The sequence below is a fragment of the Caballeronia sp. NK8 genome, assembly GCF_018408855.1.
Lineage (GTDB): Bacteria > Pseudomonadota > Gammaproteobacteria > Burkholderiales > Burkholderiaceae > Caballeronia.
The window spans coordinates 269,428-289,325 of record NZ_AP024327.1 but is presented as its reverse complement, the minus strand read 5'-3'; the positions used below and the strand labels follow the sequence as shown (position 1 = coordinate 289,325).

Genomic DNA, 19,898 nt, shown 5'->3' with positions numbered 1-19,898 from the left:
TCGATTATCGAAAGCATCTTCCTGGACTGATGAAACGACACGATCTGCAAACGGACTGGCTCAAGTGCTTCGTCGCGGTCGTCGACGCGGGTTCGCTGTCGAGCGCGGCGGGCGAAGTGCATCGCTCGCAATCGGCGGTGAGCATGCAGTTGAAGAAGCTCGAAAGCGCGCTGGGACTGCAGCTCATCGAGCGCGGCTCGCGCACGCTGGAACTCACGCACGACGGGCAGACGCTGCTCGGCTACGCACGCCGCATTCTGGATCTGCATGCGGAAGCCCAGGTTGCGCTGCAAGGCGAGCAACTCACCGGCCGCGTGAGGCTCGGCGTGCCGGACGACTACGCGGCGAAGTATCTGACGCCCGTGCTCAAACGCTTCGCGCCGCGCCATAGCGGCGTCGAGATCGAACTGATCTGCGAGCAGTCGACATCGCTCATTCCGCGCGTTGCGAACGGCGAACTCGATATCGCGCTCGTGTCGCGCGACCATGGCCGACGCGGCACGCTGCTGTTCCATGAACCGCTGGTGTGGGTGGGCGCGGCGCAATTCGAGCTGTGGCGGCGCGATCCGTTGCCGATCGCCGTCTACGAAAGCGCGAGCCTCGCGCGGCGCGGCGCGATCAATTCGCTCGCGCAGCAAGGACGCCGCTACAAGGTGGTCTACAACAGTTCGAGTCTGGCCGGGCAGATCGCCGCCGTCGAAAGCGGTCTGGCGGTCGCGGCGCTGACGCAATGCAGCGCGCCGGGACATCTGCGGATTCTGGGCAGCGACGAAGGCCTCGGGCCGCTCGAACCGATGGAAGTGGCAGTGTATCGAAGCCGCGACTCGCGTGGCTCGAAAGCCGTGGATAGCCTGCACAGCCTGCTCGTGAAAACGCTCAGGCAATCGGCCTCAGTCTGAGCGCCGATGTGACGCAATGCCTTCCATCTCGACGAGCAGATCGGCGCGGCAGATATCCACTTGCAGATAGCGGATGCTCGCATCCGGATGAAACGCGGCTCGCGCCAGTTTCGTCACGGCAGGCAGATCCGCCGCATGCCGGTAGTACACCTTGATCTGGTCGAGATCGCGCAGTGTATAACCGCCGTCCACGCCTTGCGCTTCGAGATTATCCGCGCCGATCAGATGCGCGATGTTGCCGATCGCGACGCTCCACTGCCGTTCGAGATCGCCCTCGTGCATCGTCTCGTGTCCGAGAATGCTGGCCGTGCCCGATACGAACAGCGTGTCGCCCAGCAGCGTGCCGCGCGCGAAACTCGGCGACTTCGGACCGTAACGCTGCGGGTACTCATACGCGGGCGTCTGACGCGAATTCTCGATGTGCCGCAGCGCGCCCTCGCGGCACGCGAGAAAGTAGAAGCCGACGCCCTCGCCCCACGTGCCGATGCCCGTCGCCGCCGGCATGCCCGATGCGTGCGCGTAATCCTGCTCGAATGCGACGGCGCGGCCACGGCAGAAATCGCGATACACCTCCAGCCCTTCCCCATTTTCGCCATTGATATGGGGAATGAAGTTCCACATGCGAAAGATCTTCGGGAAGTTCAGTTCGCTGACGAGCGCGAAGGCATCGGTGTAGGCCTGGCGCGTGGCCTCGGTGTATCGGCCGGACAACGGGATGAAGCCGGCGCAAAAGAGGAACGCATCGTCGTGAGCGAACACCAGATCGTTGACGGTACCGCTGCGGATCGCCCCGGCGCTGCGCCAGATTTCGGCGAAGCCTTCGTGCGCGTCGTCGGCCATCCTGAGATGCAGCGTCGGCACGCCGTTCTCGATGCCCGGCCGGCCGCTCGTCGCGCCGAAGACGATGCGCGCGAGCGCACCGTCGCCGGATGGCGCGTCGAGCCCGGCGAAGCGCGATTCGATCATGCCTCGTCACCGAAGAGGTCGGCGGTGCCGACGCTCTCGTCCCGCACCGGCAGCGCGCCGCTGCGGACCTGTTCGAGCACGTCGGCCGGCAGCCACGTCTCTTCCAGTGCGCCGATGCCGTTCTCGATCATCTGCTGAAGAAAGAACGATTGCTTGCGTCCCGTCACCTCTGCCAATAGTCGCAGCCGTTGCTCGAATTGTGGATCGACCCGCACTGCGACCACCTTCAACTTGTTTTCGGCGGTCCTTCTCACTGCATGCTCCTGTCACGTTCGTTGCGCGCCGCGAGCGGGCGCGCGCATGCGGTGCTTATACCACACGCGTCCGGCACGTTCGCACCTACGCAGCTATTCAAAGCATCGATTCATTCAAAAGCATCCGTGAAATGATCGGTTTGCGATGCCAGCCTGCGCGACGAAGATGATCCTTTTTCTTCCGCACGACGCCGCTGGAGCAGGCGCTCCCCGTCGATGTCGCCTACACAGGATTTCTCGCCCATGTCCCGCTTCGTGTCTCCCGCGCAATTGCGCACGCTCATCGCTCAACGCTCCGAACTCGCCGTGCTCGATGTCCGCGAGGAAGGCGTGTCGGCGCGAAGGCGGCTGTTCTATTCGTCGGTCGCGCCGGTCGGACGGCTCGGGCTCGTGATCGTGCGGCTCGTGCCGAGGCGCGGCACGCCCATCGTGCTCGTCGATACGCACGGCGAGCACACGCCGCGCGCCGCCGCCCTGCTCGCGCGCTGGGGCTATACGGATGTGTCGATACTCGAAGGCGGCGTCGACGGCTGGGAGAACGCGGGCTTCGAAGTCTTCAGCGGCACCAACGTGCCCGGCAAGGCATTCGGGGAAGTGATCGAACACGAACTGCATACGCCCAACATCGACGCCGAAACACTGAAAGCGCGCCAGGACGCGGGCGACGATCTCGTCGTGCTCGACTCGCGCCCCTTCGGCGAATTCAACACGATGAACATTCCCGGCGGCATCGACTGCGCGGGCGCGGAGCTCGTCTATCGCGCGCTCGCGGCGGCGCCGTCGCCCCAGACGCTGATCGTCGTGAATTGCGCGGGCCGCACGCGCAGCATCCTCGGCGCGCAGTCGCTCATCAATGCGGGCGTGCCGAATCCGGTCGCGGCGCTCACGGGCGGCTCGATGTCGTGGCTGCTCGCGGGTCTCGAACTCGAGCACGGCAACATCCGCACCGCGCCGCGTCCCGATGCGGCCACGCTCGCCGTCGCGCGCGAGCTCGCCAGCGCCGCCGCGCGCAAGGCGGGCGTGCCCGTGATCGATCGCGAGGCGCTCGCCGCGCTGGAGCGCGAAAGCGGCGAGCGCACGCTGTATCGCTTCGACGTGCGCGATCCGCTCGAATACGAAGCGGGTCATCCGTCGGGCTGGCGCTCGGCGCCGGGCGGTCAGCTCGTGCAGGCGACCGACGAATACATCGGCACGCTGCACGCGCGCGTGGTGTTGCGCGACGATGACGGCGTGCGCGCCCGCATGACCGCATCGTGGCTGAAGCAGCTTGGCTATCTCGATGTGCGCGTGCTCGACGACGCCGCCAGCGCCGCGCTCACCGCCGACGCGCTCGAAGCCGGTCCCGAGCCGCTCGCCGTGCGGCCGCATGGCGCGCGCACGCGCTGGATCGAGCCGGACCAGTTGCGCGAGGCGATCGAAGCAGGCAAGGCGCAGGCGATCGATATCGACAGCAGTCTCGCGTTCAGGCGCGGCCACGTGAGCGGCGCGCGCTTCATCGCCGCAAGCGAGCTGCCTGCGCGTCTGCATGACTTCGCACGGGGCACGCAACTCGTGCTCACGTCGGAGGATGGCGTGCTCGCCAGTCTCGTCGCCGCCGAACTCGCGCAGCAGCGGCCGGAGATCGCCGCGCTGACCGGCGGCACGCGCCGCTGGAGCGCGCTCGGCCTGCCGCTCGACTCGGGCGACACGCATAACCTCACCGGCGACGACGACGCCTGGTATAGCCCCTATCACGCCGAACCGGGCCGCGTCGCCGAACAGATGAACGCGTATCTCGCATGGGAACTGCAACTCGTCGCGCAACTGGAGCGCGACGCGATCGCCTCGATCGACGTGCTCGACTTCGGCACGGCGACGGCGAAGCGCAGCCACGCGCGTCTGAGCGCGCTGAAGGAGAGCATCGTATGACAGCCGCGTTCGACGGCACTACGAGCCCCGCCGACATTCCCGGCAGCCCGTTGCATGCGGCGTTCCAGCAACCGCTGATGCTCGGCCTGTTCCTGCCGATCCAGAACGGCGGCTGGTCCATCTCGACGCTGCCGCGCGGCACCGACTGGCGCTTCGACTACAACGCGCGCCTCACGCAAAAGGCCGAGGCGCTCGGCTTCGATCTCGTGTTCGGTCTCGCGCAATGGCTCGGCAAGAACGGGCACGGCGGCGCGCTCAAGTATCGCGAGCAATCGCTCGACGCGTTCATCGCGACCAGCGCGCTCGCCGCGATCACCGAGCGCATCCTGCTGATCTCGACCGTGCATGCGCTCTATGGGCCGTGGCATCCGCTGCATCTCGCGAAGTTCGGCGCAACGCTCGATCACATCTCGGGCGGCCGCTGGGGCATCAATCTGGTGACCGGACACGTGGCGAGCGAATGGGCGATGTTCGGCCAGCCGATGATCGAGCACGACGAGCGCTACGTGCGCGCGGCGGAGTTCGTCGGCGTGCTCGACACGCTCTGGCGCAGCGACGCGAACCAGCACATCAGGACGAAACACTGGCAACTGAACGAAGCGTTCGTGAGTCCGCGTCCGCGCTTTCATCGCCCTGTGCTGGTGAATGCGACGGGGTCGGCGGCGGGCATCGATTACGCCGTGCGGCATTCGGACCTCATCTTCATCACGAGCCCGGCAGGCGCGGCCTTCGATGACGCCATCGCGGCCTTGCCCGCGCATACCGCGACGATTCGCGAGAGCGCGCAACGCGTGAACCGCCGTGTCCGCACGCTGATCAATCCGACCATCGTGTGCCGGCCGACCGAGCGCGAGGCGCGCGAGTATCACGACGCGATCGTCGCGCATGCCGACGAAGGCGCGCTCGATGGCTTTGTCGGCATGCACGGCAAGAGCGATGCGAAAGCGTGGGCGCAGCACAAGCGCGAGCAGCGCATTCTCGGCGGCAACCTGCATCTGATCGGCTCGCCCGAGCGGATCGTCGAGCAGTTGCTCGCGTTGAAGCGCGCCGGATGCGACGGCGTGCAGCTCACCTTCTTCGACTTCGAACCCGATCTCGCGTATTTCGGCGATGCCGTGTTGCCGCTGCTCGTCGAGGCGGGCTTGCGCATTCCGGTGTCCGCTCATCAACCGCTTCTTCATACGACATCATGAGCCACACGCGCCAACTGCATCTGAACACCAACATCACCGGCGTCGGACGCCATCCCGCCGGATGGCGCACGCTCGACAATCCGCGCTCGATCATCGATCTGAATTTCTTCAGGGAAATCGCGTCGATCGCCGAGCGCGGCAAGCTCGATGCGGTGTTTCTCTCCGATCTGCTCGCGCTGCGCAATCACGCCGAAGGGCCGTCGCAAGCGCTGGAACCGACTGTGCTGCTGACCGCGCTCGCGGGCGCGACGACGCATGTCGGCCTGATCGGCACGGCTTCGACGACCTTCAACGATCCCTTCAATCTTGCGCGGCGCTTCGCATCCGTTGATCATCTGAGCGGCGGGCGAGTTGCCTTCAACGCGGTCACTACCTACGATGCGGCCGCCGCCGCGAACTTCAGCCACGACGTGCCGCTCACGACCGACGAACGCTATGCGCGCGCGCAGGAGTTCGTCGAAGTGGTGACGAAGCTGTGGGATAGCTGGGAAGACGATGCCTTCGTCGCCGATCGAACGACCGGCCGCTATGCCGATCCATCGCGCGTGCATGCGATCGAGCATCGCGGGACTTACTTTTCGGTGCGCGGTCCGCTTACCGTGCCGCGCAGTCCGCAAGGGCGGCCGGTGCTCGTGCAGGCGGGTTCGTCCGAAGGCGGCCGCGCGCTGGCCGCACGTTTCGCCGATGCCGTGTTCACCGCGCAAACCACTTTGCCGACGGCGCAGACCTTCTATGCGGAGATGAAGGAGCGCGTGCGTCTGCATGGACGCAATCCGGATCATTTTCTGCTGCTGCCGGGTTTGTATCCGGTGATTGGCGGGACCGAGCGCGAAGCGCGCGAACGCAAGGCCGAACTCGATGCGCTGCTCGATACCGATCGCGAAGTCGCGCGTCTTGCGGGCGCGCTCGGCCTCGCGCCGGACGATCTGCATATCGATGCGCCGCTGCCTTATGAGCTGATCGGAAAGGTTGCGCGCTCGGATCTCTCGCGGGGCTTCATCGATTCGACGGTTGCGCTTGCGAAAAGCGAGAACCTCACCGTGCGCGATCTGCTGGATCGCAATCCGGGCGCACATCGGATCATCGTGGGCACGCCGGAGCAGATCGCCGACGATATCGCGCGCTGGTTCAACGAGCGCGGCGCGGACGGCTTCAACCTTAACGCGGATGTGTTCCCTTCCGGGCTTGCGGCGTTCGTCGATCATGTCGTGCCGCTGTTGCAGAAGAAGGGCATCTTCCGGCGCGATTACGAAGGCACGACGTTGCGGGAACATCTGGGCTTGCCGCGGCCCGACAGTCAGTATGCGCGCGCAGCACGTGCGGCGTGAGGACACCATGAACAGCATTCATCGCGCCAGCATCATCAAATCGGATGACGAAGCAATCGAAATCGCGCGTCGGCTTGCGCGTGAATTTGCCGTTGAAGCATCGCATCGCGACCGTGAGCGGCATTTGCCCGTGAACGAAGTCGAGGCATTCAGCGCGTCGGGATTGTGGGGCATCAGCGTGCCGCGCGCGTTCGGCGGCGCGGATGTTTCCGTACGCACGATCGCCGACGTGTTCGAGCTGATATCGGCGGCGGATTCGTCGCTTGGACAGATTCCGCAAAATCATTTCGCCACGCTCGAACGGCTTCGGCATGACGGCACGCCGAGCCAGCAGGATTTCTTCTTTTCCCGCGCGCTCGCGGGAGAACGTTTCGGCAACGCCACCGCGGAGCCGGGCGATCGCTTGCCTTCCGAGCACGAGACGCGCGTGCATCGCAGCGCAAGCGGCTTCGTGCTCTCCGGCCGCAAGGTTTATTCGACAGGCGCGCTGTTCGCCGACTGGATTCCGGTCGCGGCGCGCGACGACGATGGCCTGACCGTCACCGCATTCGTCGCACGGCACGCGCGCGGCGTCGAGGTCATCGACGACTGGTCGGGCTTCGGTCAGCGCACGACGGCGAGCGGCCAGGTGCGGCTCGATCACGTCGAACTCGATGCATTGCAGATCGTGAAGCGTGGCCGAAGCGGACATATCGACGCGGCGAACGCGGTATCGCAGCTCATTCATGCGGCGATCGACCTGGGCATCGGGCGCGCGGCGCTCGACGATACGAAGCGGTTCCTGAAGGCGTTATCGCATCCGGCGCGTGGCAGCGCTGCGACGCGCGCGGTCGACGATCCCTACACGTTGCGCGACATCGGCTCGTTGACGGTCGACTATCACGCGGCGCAGGCGCTGACGGCGCGTGCCGCCGCGTCGATCGATGCCGCGCGTGACGCAGACGGGCGCGCCGATGTGGCTGCGGCGATCGTCGCCACGGCCGAGGCGAAGATACTCGCGACGCAGTTCGCACTCGATGCCGCCAGCAAGCTCTTTGAACTCGCGGGCACGCAATCGACACTGGACACGCATAACCTCGACCGGCACTGGCGCAATGCAAGAACGCACACGCTGCACGATAGCGTGCGGTGGAAGTATCACGCGGTGGGGCAGTTTGCGTTGAATGAGCTGCTGTGTGATCCGTTCACGTACGCGCATCCTTATACAGCGATCGATGAGTGAAAAAAGGCGCGCTCCACGGCGCGCCTTTTCGCATGAGCCGATGTGGTTCACCGCGCCGCCACCGCCTGCGCATCGAACACCGGATTGAACTCGATATCGACCGTGATCTTGTTCTTGATATCGCCCGACCGATAAAGCGTATCGGCAATGCGCTGCTCTCGCGCGACGAGCGCCTTGTCGAGCGGATAAAACACCGAGCGTCCATTCTCCGCCGAGAACTTCGCGCGCGCCGGGCTCTGCTTCATCTTCTCCAGATAGATCTTCTCGACAGCCGGCACATTCTGCGCCCACCACGTCCACGAGTTCTTCAGGCGCCCGAGGAAGTCGCCGAGCGCGCGGCTCTTCGCCGGATCGCGCAGCACTTCCGTGCGCGCCGTGAACACGGACAACGCCGGAATATCCAGCTCATCGCTCTTGATGACGACGCGCGCATCGCCCTTGTCGACCGTTTCCTTCACCGGCCCATAGCCGCCCGAATACACCGCGACCTGCCCCGCATTGAACGCCGACGCCGACACGTTGCCATCGCCGAACTTCACACCCTGAAAGTCCTTCGGCTTCAGATCCGCCTTGTTATACGACAGCACGTATTGCAGATAATTGAAGCCGCCGAAGTTATAGCCCCACGTCTTGCCGCGCAGATCGGCGAGATTCCTGACATCCGCATCCTTGCGCACGACCGTGACGATCGGCGGATAGCCGCTGTCCGGATTGCGCCATCCCGCGATGATCTGCAAGGGCGCGGTCTCGGGCGTCCACGGCGCACGCGCATTGCCCTGCTCGATGATGAGCGACGTATCGCCCATCAGCCCGACGTCGAGCACTTTCGAATAGAGCGCGGACAGTTGCGCGGCGGGCCCCGTGAGCACGGCCCATTTCACCTTGTACGGCGCGCCGTCGAGCACATGCGACGCTTCGACGATGAGCGGCCACGCGGCATCCTGCGTGCCGATGGTCAAGGTGAGCGGTTCATCGGCAAAGGCCGAGGCCGACACGGCGAACAGACTCGCAACGAATAGAGCGGTAAAACGTTTCCTGATACGCATGGGAGTGTGATGAGTGAATGAAAGGGTTATGCCGCCTTCTGCGGCGAATCCTGTGTCACACCGAGTTCGGCGAGCAACCGCGTTCTGAGCGCGATGGCCGCTTCGTCGCTGCGCGAGCGCGGTCGCGGAAAATCGACGACGACATCCGCGCTGATCTCCCCTTGCGACAACACGACGATGCGGTCCGACAGCAGAATCGCCTCATCGATGTCATGCGTGACCAGCACGACGGCCGGCGTATGCGCGCGCCACAAACGCGCGACGAGCTCATACATGCGGATGCGCGTGAGCGCATCGAGCGCGGCGAAAGGCTCATCGAGCAGTAACAGCTTCGGCTCGCGCACGAGCGCGCGCGCCAGCGCGACGCGCTGCGCCTCGCCGCCCGAGAGCGTCTTCGGCCAGCCATCGGCATGACGCGTGAGGCCTACTTCATCGAGCGCGGCGAGCGCGGAAGGCTTCGCCGCGTTGAGCCGGTCGTGACCGATCACGACGTTCTCCCACACACGTTTCGCGGGCACGAGACGCGGCTCCTGAAATACGACGGAGCGCGCGCCCGCTACGCGCACGCGCCCGCTGTCGGCCTGATCGAGTCCGGCGAGAATGCGCAGCAGCGTCGTCTTGCCGGCACCCGAGGCGCCGAGCATCGACACGAACTCGCCGCGCTTCACCTTGAGCGAGACATCCTTCAGCACGGCGCGGCCGTCGAATACGCGGCTCACGCTGTCGAGTTCGAGCGCGGTCTCGCGTTCGTCGCGCACGGTTCGGGTCAACGCGATATCAGGCGAGTTCAAAACGCGGCCTCCATGGAAGAGCGAGATGTTCGAGCGCGCGCATGATGAGATCGGTCACGATGCCGAGCGCCGCATACACCAGAATGCCCGCGATGATGATGTCCGCGCGCTGATTCTGGTTCGCGTTCACGAGGATGTAGCCGATGCCGTTCTGCGCGTTGATCTGCTCCGCGACGACGAGCGCGAGCAGCGCCACCGCCGATGAATAGCGCACGCCCACGAGTATCGAAGGCAGCGCCGTCGGCAGAATGATGCGCAGCGCGATCTGCCGGCTCGACAGGCCGAACACGCTCGCCGCTTCGAGCAGCTTCGGATCGACGCCGCGCACGCCCGCATACGTGTTGAGGTACATCGGGAAGATCGTGGCCGCGAGAATCACCGCGACCTTCGCGCCCTCGCCGATGCCGAACCACGTGATGAAAAGCGGGATCAGTGCGATGAATGGAATCGTGCGCAGCATCTGCAACGGCGCATCGACGATCTCCTCGCCCACGCGCCACAGTCCCGCGAACAGGCCAGCGAACAAGCCGATGCCGCCGCCGATCGCGAGGCCCGTCGCCGCCCGCATCAGCGACACGCCGATCGCGCTTTGCAACTCGCCATCGGCGATCAGTTCCTTGAGCGCGGCGACGATCACTGTCGGCGGCGGCAAGGTTTCAGGCGCGACGAGTTGCAGCGACGTTGCGAGTTGCCACAGTACGATGAGCGCGAGCGGCACGCCTACACGCAACGCGCGCGAGCGCAGCGCGGACCATTGGAACGCCGTACGGCGGCGCACGGCGCGCGTTGGCAGATCGATGAGCGCGCGCGGATCGCCGGCGCGGGCGACGGTGCTCGTGGTGCGATCTTGCGCCGCGCCGGGGTCGATTCCAAGCGTGGCCGACGGAAAGCGAGGGACGTTCATGGGCATTCGACGTAAATCGGAAAGGAGTGGAACGTCCGATGTTACGGTTGCCTGTCCTCGCATCAAACCAAGGCTTTGCGAGATGCTATGCGCGCCGCGCGTGATTTGGATTCCTGAGATTATAAAAAGGCGCGGCCGTGCGTGGGGCGCACCGCATCAGGCGCCCTGGTCGCGCTGACCCGCTTCAGTGCAGCGGCGATTCTCCGGGCAACTGGAATGCGTCGACGGTGTAGCCCATGTTGAAATAGCCCGCGCGTGCGTAGACGGAAATATGTTCGAGCTGTTCCGCGCGCGTGGATTCGTCCGGCACTGCTACGTCATGAGTGAAGTGCTTACGCACGCGCCCCGCCGGGGCTGATAACGCCTGCCAGTAATGAGTCAGGAAGTGCGGCATGGCTCGCCTCCTCGATGCGTGGACAGTTCCAATCTAGTCCGTCAAAAAGGCGTGGACAAACAAGCTTTTCTGCAATGCATTGCAGCGCGCACCACCATGAAGCATTACGCCGCGTCGGCGCCGCCGCGCATCGTGCGAGTGGCCTGCGACTGTTCCAGATGCCGCAGCAGCAGCGTGACCATCGCGACAACCGTGAACGCGAGAATCACGAAGAACAGCGCGAGCGGCGCCAGGATCTGCACCGAAACGAAGCCCGCCAGCGCCATCATCACCGACGACACCAGTAACAGCGCGCAGCCCAGGATCGCCGCCGTGAGGCCCGCGATATGCGGGAAGAGCGAATTACCCTTCGCCATCAGCGTCGGGTACATCGCGCCGGCGCAGAAGCCCATCACGAGCACGGGCGCGGCAAGCGTCCAGATGGTCAGGCCGACCGTCAGCGAAAGCAGCAGCATGACGACCGATGCCCCCGCCATCACGCGCGCACCGATACGCAGCCGTTGCTCCGCACTCGGCAGACGCACGTGATAGATGCGGTTGGACAGGCCGCCGAGAAAGTACATCATGCCGATGGCAAGCGCCAGATAGCCGAAATAGGTCGGCGGCTTGTGCAGCGTGTTCTGCACCATGAAGGGGCCGACGATGTTGAACACGAGCAGAATGCTGTAGCACAAACCCTGCGCGAGAAAGCAGCTTTGAAACACGCGGCTCGACAACACCTTGCCCGCGTTCGTGACCAGCGTGCGCAGTTCGAGATGCACGGGCTTCGGCAAGGTCTCGCGGTAGCGCCACACGAGCGTCCACATCACGATCGAGTAGATCAGCAGGAACACCAGACACGCTTTCCAGCCGAACCACGTCTGCAAATGCGCGCCGATCACGGGCGCGACGATCGGCGCGAGTCCCCACGCGATCGCCATGTACGTGAAAGCGTGCAGCAGCGCCTGGCCCTTGAACGAATCGGTGATGATGGTCTTCGCGAGCAGATTCGTCGCGGCAATGCCGAAGCCTTGCAGGCAACGCGCGAGCAGGAAGGTTTCGAGGCTCGTCGCCGCGAGCGACAGCAGGCAGCCGAGCGTGAAGATGACCAGCCCGAAAGCCAGCACCTTCTTGCGCCCGTATGCATCGGCGATGGGGCCGAACACCAGCTGGCCGATCGCATAGGCGGCCATATAGCCGGACACGCTCGACTGGATCGCCTGGGGCGAGGTGGCGAAGTAACGCGCCATCGCGGGCAGCGCGGGCACGTAGATGTCGATGGCGAGTTGTCCGGCGGAAGCGAACAGGCAAACCAGAAACAAAAGGAAACGCGGGGAATTCTTCGAGGGATCGGTGTGGGTCATGACGACGATGAATGGACGGGTCCCGACGGTCTCCGCCGGGCCCGCACGGATGGCGGATTCATCGTATTGTGCCTGTCATCGCGCGGATCGGCATGAAGTCCACGTCACGGAAGCGTCACACGGTTCATGACATCAGCGTTACGCCGGCGAGCTGAGGATGGGGTGCGACTGCCCCGGAATCGGCCGGCCGCGATTGTCGGTCGGCACGAGTTGCGTCTGGAACGCGACGAAAAGCGCCTGAAACTTGCCGTCCACTTCGACCATCACCGCGCCGTCCTGAAACACGCCGTTCTCGTTCGAGTGGTCTTTCACATGAGATCCCTTGCCCGGTTTCGGGTTGCCCTGATTCATGTGCGTTTCGTGCAATCCGTTCTTGTCCGGTTCGAACAGGAAGCCGAAGCCGTAGACGGTGACGTCCTTCGCAGGCTTCCATCCGAGCCGGTTGTCGCTATAGCCGGGCGTCTTGTAGACGTAATCGATGCCGTCCGCCGACATATCGAGCTGCAACATCTCGTTTAGCAACGCATTGATATCGTTGCGCTCGGTCTTCGTGTCGAGCGCGATCGGGCGCATCGCGTTCAGATCGAGCAGGCGTTTGTCGTGCACGTAGTCGAGCTTCGGGAAGTTCGACGTGGAAACGCCCACAGGCAGTTTGCCGAGATCGGCGGTCATCGGATGATCGAAATACTGGTCCCAGAGATACAGCACGAGATAGCCCGCTGGCCCCGCAAGCGAGCTGTCCGATTTCACATTGGTGACAATGGCGAACGAGTTGCCGTTCGCGTCCTCGCTGACGATCACATAATGCGGATCGCCTTTATAGCCGTCGAGAAAAGGAACTCCGAGGCTGAGCTTGCCCTTGAAGAGAACGTATTCGTTGCGCGCCATGATGCTGCTCCGTGAAGTGAGCAATCATTTGATGCGGCCAGTGTGACACTTTTCCGGTCGATGGCCACGCATGAACACGCGGAACACGTATCGCCGAATGCGCAATCCGGGAAATGCCGCCGTCATCGAGCGCTCCACAATCCGGCAAGTGTTGAGTACACTTAGACGCGCTCGCAGGACGCGTCCTGCGCATCCATGAAAAGATATAGATATTCGGAGCCAGTTTGAGGAAGCGAGCCACGGTCATCTGCCGACGAGGCAACCGGATTCTGCTGGTTGCACGACGTCGCGCGAAATGGGCGCTGCCCGGCGGCATGCTCAAGCGAGGCGAGCACTTGCCGGACGCCGCGCTACGTGAACTCAAGGAAGAGACGCGCCTTCTGGGCAAATCGGCGAAATTTCTGTTCCAGCATCGGGGAAGGCAGAAGCATCATCACGTCTTTTTCTGCGACGTGCCCAAGAGCGCCAAGCCGCGCGCAAGCAATGAGATCCTTCGATGCCGCTGGGTTCACGTCGCGGACATCCAGCGAATCGCCACCAGTGCGCCCACCAGGACGATCGTGAAGGCGCTCAACGGCAAGCGTTGAGCTTTTGTTCACGATAAGTCCTGACGGCGCGCCCACCATCCATCGCGGCGCGCGCCGTGCGCGCGTTACTGACCGCCTTCCTGAATCGTCAGTACGTTCTTCACGGACGTGACGCCACTCACGCCCTTCGCGATCGAAGCGGCCTTGTCGATCTGCGTGCCGTCCGCGGCATGACCCGCGAGCGTGACGGCGCCGTTCTTCGCGATCACGTTGATGCCCACGGTATCGATGCCGCCCTTCTGCAGCGCCTGAGACACCTTCTTGCTGAGCGCACGGTTGGCCTTTCGAAGCGCCGATTTCGAGCTGCCCGCACTCGCCGATGGCGTGGCGGACGAAGTCGCAGCCGCATCGCTGGTTTGCGACCATGCGGCGACGGATGAGAAAACCGTCAACGCGACGGCTGCGAGTTTGAGCATATTGATCGTCTTCATCGCTTGCTCCAGTTTGGTGAATGTCTGCCGGGACATGGCGCCCCGAAGCATTCTAGTCGGCGCTGCGTCATAACGCAGGGATCGTGCCGTTCATTTCGCGAACGCGCGCAATTCTCCAGGCGACAGAAACAGGTCGCCGTTATCCGCGAGCTTCCCGATCATGAAATCAATGAACGTTCGCACGCGTAGCGGCTGCTCGGTCCGATGCCGATAGTAGATGTAGATCGATTCGCGCTGGGTCAGATGCCGCGCGAGCAAAGGCACGAGCCGCCCTGCGCGGATATGCCCGACCGCCGAAAAACTCCCGAGCTGACCGATCGCGAGACCGGCTAGCACGGCATCGGCTTCCGCATCGATATCGTTGGCGCAGAGCGTCGCGGCGATCTCGCGATAGACGATCTCATCGCCGATCATGAATTCCCACGGCGCCTGCTTGCCGGTGTTCGCGCGACGATATCCGGTGCAGCGGTGCGACGAGAGCGCCTCGACGGTACGCGGCGCGCCATGCCGATCGATATACGCGGGCGACGCACACACGATCAGTTGTATCGGCACGAGCCGCCGCGCAATCGCGCCGCCGGCGGGCGGCGAGCCGCCACGCAATCCGACATCGGCGCGTTCCTCGACGAGATCGGTGAAATGGTCGTCGAAACGCACGTCGAGCGCGACGTCGGGATAGAGCGCGGCGAACTCGAGCACCGATGGCCAAAGCGCACGACCGAGCGCTTTCGGCGCGCTGATGCGCAGCGGACCGGCGATGTGCTCTTTCGCGCTGCGCGCATCCGCGATCGCCGAGGTGAGCATCGCGAGCGCCGGCTCGACATTCTGCAGGAGCCGTTGCCCTTCTTCGGTCAGGGAGAGCTTGCGCGTCGTGCGATGAAAGAGCCGCACGCCAAGCTCCTTTTCGAGCTGCATCACCGCGTGACTCGCGGCCTGCGGAGAAATCCCCTGATCAATGGCCGCACGCCGCAGATTGCCGAGCGTAGCGGCGCGCACGAAGATCGAAATCGCACGGACCTCGTTCATGGAGCGCCTCGATTCGCAAATTAAAGTTGATTATCAGTCTAGCGTTTGACGGCTAGTTCGCGCGAATCGGACGGCCTATGCTTCGTTCACCTTCACCACCGACACAAACGGAGCACATCATGAGCAACGCCACTCAACAGCAATACAAGCGCGTCTGGTTCATCACGGGCGCATCGCGCGGTCTGGGCGCATTGATCGCCCAGGCGGCGCTGGACGACGGCAACGCAGTCGTCGCCGCGGGTCGCAACGTCGCGGCGATCGTCGAGCGTCTGGGCGAATCGCCCGCGCTGCTGCCGGTCGCGCTCGACGTCACGAACGAAGCGCAAGCCAAGGCCGCCGTGGATGCCGCCATCGCGAAGTTCGGCCGCATCGACGTGCTGGTCAACAACGCGGGCTTCGGGCTGCTCGCGGCCGTCGAGGAATCGAGCGACGCCGACGTGCGCCGCATGTTCGACACCAACGTCTTCGGCCTGCTCAACGTGACGCGCGCCGTGCTGCCCGTCATGCGCACGCAGAAGAGCGGCCACGTCGTGAACATGTCGTCGATCGGCGGCTATCGCTCGGCAGCGGGCTTCGGCGTCTATTGCGCGACGAAGTTCGCAGTCGAGGGCATCACCGAGGCGATGCATGCGGAACTCGAACCGCTCGGCATTCATGCGACCGTCGTCGAGCCGGGCTACTTCCGCACGGACTTTCTGGATGCGTCGTCGCTTCTCGTCGGCAAGGACATCATCGACGATTACGATGCGACCTCGGGCAGCGTGCGGCGCTTCGCTGTCGGCATGAATCACAATCAGCCGGGCGATCCCGCGAAGCTCGCGACCGCGCTCCTCACGCTCGCCGATGCACAAACGCCGCCGTTGCGCCTCGCGCTCGGCACCGACACGCTGAAGGCGATCGCGGAAAAGAACGCGTATGTCGCGGCGGAAACGGAAAGCTGGCGCGAGTTGTCGGCTTCGACGGACTTCGCGGTCTGATCGCTTGCACATAACGGCGCGACCATTTTCACCATAATCGCGCGTGCATGAATCAGGCGGCATAAGGCTTCAGCGACAGCATCGGTAGTGGCACTGCGTTGACCATCGCAATATCCGTCCGTATATTGCGACGACACAGGGCCACGACGAACACAAGATGCCCCCCACGCCAGAGGTCAAGCTCCACGATGTCCAGGGAAAGCATCGACTCGCACATGATTCGTGTGCTGCATACGCTCCTTACCGAGTCGAGCGTGTCGCGTGCAGCCAGTCTGCTCGGACAATCGCAGCCCACGGTGAGCATCGCACTGCGCCGCTTGCGTGAAATCACCGGCGACCCTTTGCTGGTGCGCAGCGGCAGCCGCATGGTGCCGACGAGTCACGCGCTCACGCTGATCGAGCCCGCCGCGCAGGCGCTCAGCAACATCGACGCGATCCTGCATCCGAACACCACGTTCGATCCCGTCGCGAGCACGCGCACGTTTCGCATCGGCTCGCCGGATTATCTCGACGTGTTCTTCGTGCCCGCCGTCATCGATGCGTTTCATCAGGCCGCGCCGCTCGCGAAGCTCGAATTCAAGCATCTGATGATGGTCGACGGCGGCTATGAGAACGGCCTCGAAACGGGCCTGCTCGATCTCGTCATCGGCAACTGGCGAACGCCGCCGGAGCACCTGCATCTGCAGCCGCTATGCAAGGACGAACTCGTGTGCCTGATGCGCGCGGATCATCCCGTCGGCACCGGCGAACTCACGCGCGATGCTTACGAAAACGCCGAGCATCTTTCGGTCACGACCTATAACACGACCGCGTGGGGCACCATCGACACGGAACTCGCGCGCAACGGCCTCACGCGCACCGTGACGACCACGCTACCCTATTTCGGCATGGCGCCGTATGTGCTCGTGCGTTCCGATCTGCTCTTCACGACGACGCGCGCGCTCGCGTCGCACTATGCGCGCATCCTGCCGTTGCGCATCGAGCCGATTCCCGGTGCGACCAACGCGCTGACCTACTATCAACTGTGGCACGAGAGAACGCATCGCAGCGCCGCGACGCGCTGGCTGCGCAAGCTCGTGACGACCGTTTCGCGCACGCTCGTAAGCGACATCGCATGAAAACAAAAAGACGCCGCGTGCGAAGCGCGGCGTCAATGCGTTCATTCGATGATGCAACGCGACAGGCCTTCATGGCTTCACCGTCGAACGCGACGCTGGTCGGTCAGATGCAAGCTGCGTCGTTATCGTTGTTTGACCGGTTCAGAAGGACCCCGTCGCCATCGCCTTGATGAGCGCGGCCTTGCCTTGCGTCGCCGCGCCGAGCAGAGCAAAGCCGAGCGCGCGCTTGTCGTCGGCGTGTTCGCACAGGGCGGAGAGACCGTCGAGCGGATCATCGCTTGCCGGAGCGAAACGCCATGTGCCGGTCTCGTTCGGCGGCACGACGACCGTCGGCGCCGCGGGCGATTTCACCGTGACCGGCATGACGGGAAAATCGACGCGCGTCGGCTCGCCGGCGAGCGTGCGAGCGAGGGCGCGCGCCGCATGCATGATCGGCAGGACATACGGTTGCACCTTGCCTTCGATCGCGGCGCAATCGCCCAATGCGTAGATATCGGGCGCGCTGGTGCGGCACCACGCGTCGGTGCGAATGCCGATGTCGATATCGAGTCCCGCCTGCGCCGCCAATACCGTGCGCGGCGCAAGACCGATCGCCGACAGCACCACATCCGCGCCGATTGCTTCGCCATTGTCGAGCGTGACGTCATAGCCCGCTTCACGCCTGTCGACAGATGCAACCGATTGCCCCAGCCGCAAGCGAATGCCATGACGATCGAACGCGCGCGCGAATGCATCGCCCGCCAGCTCGGGAAGCAATCGCGATAGCGGCGTGGCGGCGGAATCGATCAGCGTCACGTCATAACCCGCGAGCGCGAGATCGTTGGCGAACTCGCATCCGATCAATCCCGCGCCGAGCAACGCGATCGATTTCGCGCCCTCGATGCGCGTCCGGAATCGCACGTAATCGTCGAGACTGTTCACCGAAAGCACATCGGCCGCGCCATCGCCGACAAGCGGAATGCGGCGCGCGTCCGCGCCCAGCGCGAGCACGAGCTTCGCGTAGCGAAGCGGCGCGCCGTTGATGATCACCTCATGCGCATCCACCGCAATGCGCTCAACTTTGCGATGCGCGATGATGCCCGCGTTCAGCTGCGCGCGCATCGCGCCGGCGTCGAACGTGACGAGCTCGTGCGGCGCTTTCTTCATCGCGAGCGCGTTGGACAGCGTCGGCTTCGAATAGAAATCGCCGGCATCCTCGCTGATGAGCACGATGGGCACGTTCCTGTCGAGCTTGCGCAATTCGCGCGCGACCGTATAACCGGCCATGCCCGTGCCGACGATGATCACGCGATCTTCGATATCAGTGCTCATGCCGTCACCGCCTGCATGTCGAAATCCTGCTTGCCGGTGCCGCAATCGGGGCACAGCCAGTCATCGGGCACGTCTTCCCAGCGCGTGCCCGCCGCGATGCCCGCTTCGGGCAAACCTTGCGATTCGTCGTAACGAAAGCCGCAAATCACGCATTCCCAGATCTTCATGATGATGTGCTCCGTATGCGTTTCAGCGGACGTAATGCTGGCCCAGCCCGATCTCGGCAAGCGCGCGGCGATACGCACCCGACGAGCGATCGGCGAGGATCGGCGCTTCGGCGGCACGATCGATCGGCAAGTCTTCGGGGCATTGCAGCTCGACGATCGCGCGGTCTTCTTCGAACACCTGCCGGTTGAACGCGTAGACATCGTCGAGCGGCAGGTCCTTGTCGAAGTTGCGCGCGATCGGCACGAACAGGCGCGTGAGGCGCGCGGAAACCGGGCTTGCCGCGTTGAGGATCGCGAGACGTCCGCCTTCGGGAAACTGCACGGTGAGACGCGCGAAGAACGGCACATCGACTTCGAACACACGCCGCCACAGAAAGCCGTCGGGCGCGCGATGCTGCATCGACTTCGGGAAGTTGCTCACCGTGCTGACGTACTCCGCGCGCATGCCGTTGCCGCTCCGTTCGACCGTATAGCTCGGCACGACGGGATTGCCCCGGTCCGCGAAGCTGTGGTGATGAATCCAAGCGAAGTGCGCGACATCGATGAAGCCTTCGGTCTGACGTCCCGCCGATGCCTTGATGTCGATGGAAGGCGGCAGGATCTGCTGGAAGCCTTCGGTATTCCAAGCGGGAAAGTCCGGCAGCGGTTGCGCGCCGCCGCCGAGCGAAACCCAGACGAGACCGTAGGCTTCTTGCGCGGCGTAGGTCGTCAGGCACAGGCGATCGGGAATCGGCCCGCCTTCCTGCGACGGGATGTGATTGCACTTGCCGTCGGCGCCGTACGAAAGGCCGTGATACGGGCACACGAGGTTGCCGTTCTCGACCCAGCCCTGACTCAAGGGCGCGCCGCGATGCGGGCACACGTCGCGTGCGGCCACGAGCGCGCCGTGCGAGCGGAACACTACGAGCGATTCATCGAGCAGTTGCGTTCTGAACGGCTTGTCCGCGATATCCGATGCGAACGCGACGGGATGCCAGTACTGGCTCAGGATTTCCCAATCGTGCTGATCGAACGTGCAGTTGCGAGGAAGGTTGGGTGCGCGCTGAAACGTGAGCGGCGCGACTGTGGGGGTCGCCATGTCGGTTGTCTCCAGTCTGCTGGATCTTGAAGCGGTCTTGCCCGATGCGACCGCGTGGAGACAACGA

At 64.2% G+C, this 19,898-nt stretch carries 22 protein-coding genes; 8 read left to right on the top strand and 14 right to left on the bottom strand.

Annotation, left to right across the window (positions count from 1 at the left end; genetic code table 11):
- Nucleotides 1-29 precede the first annotated feature (29 nt).
- Nucleotides 30-899, top strand: a complete 870-nt coding sequence (locus NK8_RS38990) for a LysR family transcriptional regulator (RefSeq protein ID WP_213234476.1) — start codon at nucleotides 30-32, stop codon at nucleotides 897-899.
- Here NK8_RS38990 and NK8_RS38985 read toward each other — a convergent pair.
- From NK8_RS38985 to NK8_RS43525, 3 genes are all read right to left on the bottom strand, one after another.
- On the bottom strand, nucleotides 891-1,865 hold the full coding sequence (locus NK8_RS38985) for an FkbO/Hyg5 family chorismatase (RefSeq protein WP_213234475.1): 975 nt from the start codon (nucleotides 1,863-1,865) through the stop codon (nucleotides 891-893). The genes NK8_RS38990 and NK8_RS38985 overlap by 9 nt on opposite strands.
- A complete protein-coding gene (locus tag NK8_RS38980; protein WP_061177984.1) occupies nucleotides 1,862-2,119 on the bottom strand; it encodes a hypothetical protein in 258 nt (85 codons plus the stop codon). The genes NK8_RS38985 and NK8_RS38980 overlap by 4 nt, the downstream gene beginning before the upstream one ends.
- A 110-nt stretch (nucleotides 2,120-2,229) precedes the next feature.
- A complete protein-coding gene (locus NK8_RS43525) occupies nucleotides 2,230-2,364 on the bottom strand; it encodes a hypothetical protein (RefSeq protein WP_301549930.1) in 135 nt (44 codons plus the stop codon).
- Here NK8_RS43525 and NK8_RS38975 point away from each other — a divergent pair.
- Genes NK8_RS38975 through NK8_RS38960 form a run of 4 tightly spaced genes read left to right on the top strand, consistent with a single transcriptional unit; the run spans nucleotide 2,363 to nucleotide 7,770 of the window.
- Nucleotides 2,363-4,027 carry a rhodanese-like domain-containing protein gene (locus NK8_RS38975; protein WP_213234474.1) on the top strand — a complete coding sequence of 555 codons (1,665 nt, stop codon included), beginning with the start codon at nucleotides 2,363-2,365 and terminating at the stop codon, nucleotides 4,025-4,027. The genes NK8_RS43525 and NK8_RS38975 overlap by 2 nt on opposite strands.
- Nucleotides 4,024-5,220 carry an LLM class flavin-dependent oxidoreductase gene (locus NK8_RS38970; RefSeq protein WP_213234473.1) on the top strand — a complete coding sequence of 399 codons (1,197 nt, stop codon included), beginning with the start codon at nucleotides 4,024-4,026 and terminating at the stop codon, nucleotides 5,218-5,220. Before NK8_RS38975 ends, NK8_RS38970 begins: the two co-directional genes overlap by 4 nt.
- A complete protein-coding gene (locus NK8_RS38965; RefSeq protein WP_213234472.1) occupies nucleotides 5,217-6,548 on the top strand; it encodes an LLM class flavin-dependent oxidoreductase in 1,332 nt (443 codons plus the stop codon). The genes NK8_RS38970 and NK8_RS38965 overlap by 4 nt, the downstream gene beginning before the upstream one ends.
- Before the next feature lie 7 nt (nucleotides 6,549-6,555).
- Nucleotides 6,556-7,770 carry an SfnB family sulfur acquisition oxidoreductase gene (locus tag NK8_RS38960; RefSeq protein WP_213234471.1) on the top strand — a complete coding sequence of 405 codons (1,215 nt, stop codon included), beginning with the start codon at nucleotides 6,556-6,558 and terminating at the stop codon, nucleotides 7,768-7,770.
- Between the two features lie 47 nt (nucleotides 7,771-7,817).
- Here NK8_RS38960 and NK8_RS38955 read toward each other — a convergent pair whose 3' ends face one another.
- The 6 genes from NK8_RS38955 to NK8_RS38930 form a co-directional block, all read right to left on the bottom strand.
- On the bottom strand, nucleotides 7,818-8,816 hold the full coding sequence (locus NK8_RS38955; protein ID WP_213234470.1) for an ABC transporter substrate-binding protein: 999 nt from the start codon (nucleotides 8,814-8,816) through the stop codon (nucleotides 7,818-7,820).
- 26 nt (nucleotides 8,817-8,842) lie between these two features.
- The gene (locus tag NK8_RS38950) at nucleotides 8,843-9,607 is read right to left on the bottom strand and encodes an ABC transporter ATP-binding protein (RefSeq protein WP_213234469.1); all 765 of its coding nucleotides are present in this window, start codon (nucleotides 9,605-9,607) and stop codon (nucleotides 8,843-8,845) included.
- Complete coding sequence (locus NK8_RS38945) at nucleotides 9,594-10,511, bottom strand: ABC transporter permease (RefSeq protein WP_213234468.1); 918 nt, start codon at nucleotides 10,509-10,511, stop codon at nucleotides 9,594-9,596. The genes NK8_RS38950 and NK8_RS38945 overlap by 14 nt, the downstream gene beginning before the upstream one ends.
- A 184-nt stretch (nucleotides 10,512-10,695) precedes the next feature.
- Nucleotides 10,696-10,905, bottom strand: a complete 210-nt coding sequence (locus NK8_RS38940; protein ID WP_213234467.1) for a hypothetical protein — start codon at nucleotides 10,903-10,905, stop codon at nucleotides 10,696-10,698.
- A 104-nt stretch (nucleotides 10,906-11,009) separates the two neighbouring features.
- Nucleotides 11,010-12,248 carry a multidrug effflux MFS transporter gene (locus NK8_RS38935; protein WP_213234466.1) on the bottom strand — a complete coding sequence of 413 codons (1,239 nt, stop codon included), beginning with the start codon at nucleotides 12,246-12,248 and terminating at the stop codon, nucleotides 11,010-11,012.
- A gap of 138 nt (nucleotides 12,249-12,386) precedes the next feature.
- Complete coding sequence (locus NK8_RS38930) at nucleotides 12,387-13,136, bottom strand: DUF2278 family protein (RefSeq protein ID WP_213234465.1); 750 nt, start codon at nucleotides 13,134-13,136, stop codon at nucleotides 12,387-12,389.
- A 224-nt stretch (nucleotides 13,137-13,360) separates the two neighbouring features.
- On the opposite strand from NK8_RS38930, the gene NK8_RS38925 reads away from it, so the two are divergent.
- Nucleotides 13,361-13,723: an NUDIX hydrolase gene (locus NK8_RS38925; protein WP_162069556.1), complete on the top strand. Its 363-nt coding sequence runs from the start codon at nucleotides 13,361-13,363 to the stop codon at nucleotides 13,721-13,723.
- 65 nt (nucleotides 13,724-13,788) lie between these two features.
- Here the strand turns inward: NK8_RS38925 and NK8_RS38920 are convergent, their stop codons facing one another.
- Nucleotides 13,789-14,154 (bottom strand): BON domain-containing protein, encoded by a 366-nt coding sequence (locus tag NK8_RS38920; RefSeq protein ID WP_162069555.1) that lies wholly within the window; start codon nucleotides 14,152-14,154, stop codon nucleotides 13,789-13,791.
- A 90-nt stretch (nucleotides 14,155-14,244) separates the two neighbouring features.
- Nucleotides 14,245-15,180, bottom strand: coding sequence for a LysR family transcriptional regulator (locus NK8_RS38915; protein ID WP_213234464.1), 936 nt, complete (start codon nucleotides 15,178-15,180; stop codon nucleotides 14,245-14,247).
- A gap of 119 nt (nucleotides 15,181-15,299) precedes the next feature.
- On the opposite strand from NK8_RS38915, the gene NK8_RS38910 reads away from it, so the two are divergent.
- Both NK8_RS38910 and NK8_RS38905 read left to right on the top strand, forming a co-directional pair.
- Nucleotides 15,300-16,157: an oxidoreductase gene (locus tag NK8_RS38910; RefSeq protein ID WP_213234463.1), complete on the top strand. Its 858-nt coding sequence runs from the start codon at nucleotides 15,300-15,302 to the stop codon at nucleotides 16,155-16,157.
- Between the two features lie 188 nt (nucleotides 16,158-16,345).
- Complete coding sequence (locus tag NK8_RS38905; protein ID WP_213234462.1) at nucleotides 16,346-17,275, top strand: LysR substrate-binding domain-containing protein; 930 nt, start codon at nucleotides 16,346-16,348, stop codon at nucleotides 17,273-17,275.
- A 141-nt stretch (nucleotides 17,276-17,416) separates the two neighbouring features.
- Here NK8_RS38905 and NK8_RS38900 read toward each other — a convergent pair whose 3' ends face one another.
- Genes NK8_RS38900 through NK8_RS38890 form a run of 3 tightly spaced genes read right to left on the bottom strand, consistent with a single transcriptional unit; the run spans nucleotide 17,417 to nucleotide 19,831 of the window.
- Nucleotides 17,417-18,586, bottom strand: coding sequence for an NAD(P)/FAD-dependent oxidoreductase (locus NK8_RS38900; protein WP_213234461.1), 1,170 nt, complete (start codon nucleotides 18,584-18,586; stop codon nucleotides 17,417-17,419).
- On the bottom strand, nucleotides 18,583-18,753 hold the full coding sequence (locus NK8_RS38895) for a rubredoxin (protein WP_213234460.1): 171 nt from the start codon (nucleotides 18,751-18,753) through the stop codon (nucleotides 18,583-18,585). The genes NK8_RS38900 and NK8_RS38895 overlap by 4 nt, the downstream gene beginning before the upstream one ends.
- 22 nt (nucleotides 18,754-18,775) lie before the next feature.
- A complete protein-coding gene (locus NK8_RS38890; protein WP_162069550.1) occupies nucleotides 18,776-19,831 on the bottom strand; it encodes an aromatic ring-hydroxylating dioxygenase subunit alpha in 1,056 nt (351 codons plus the stop codon).
- Nucleotides 19,832-19,898 lie beyond the last annotated feature (67 nt).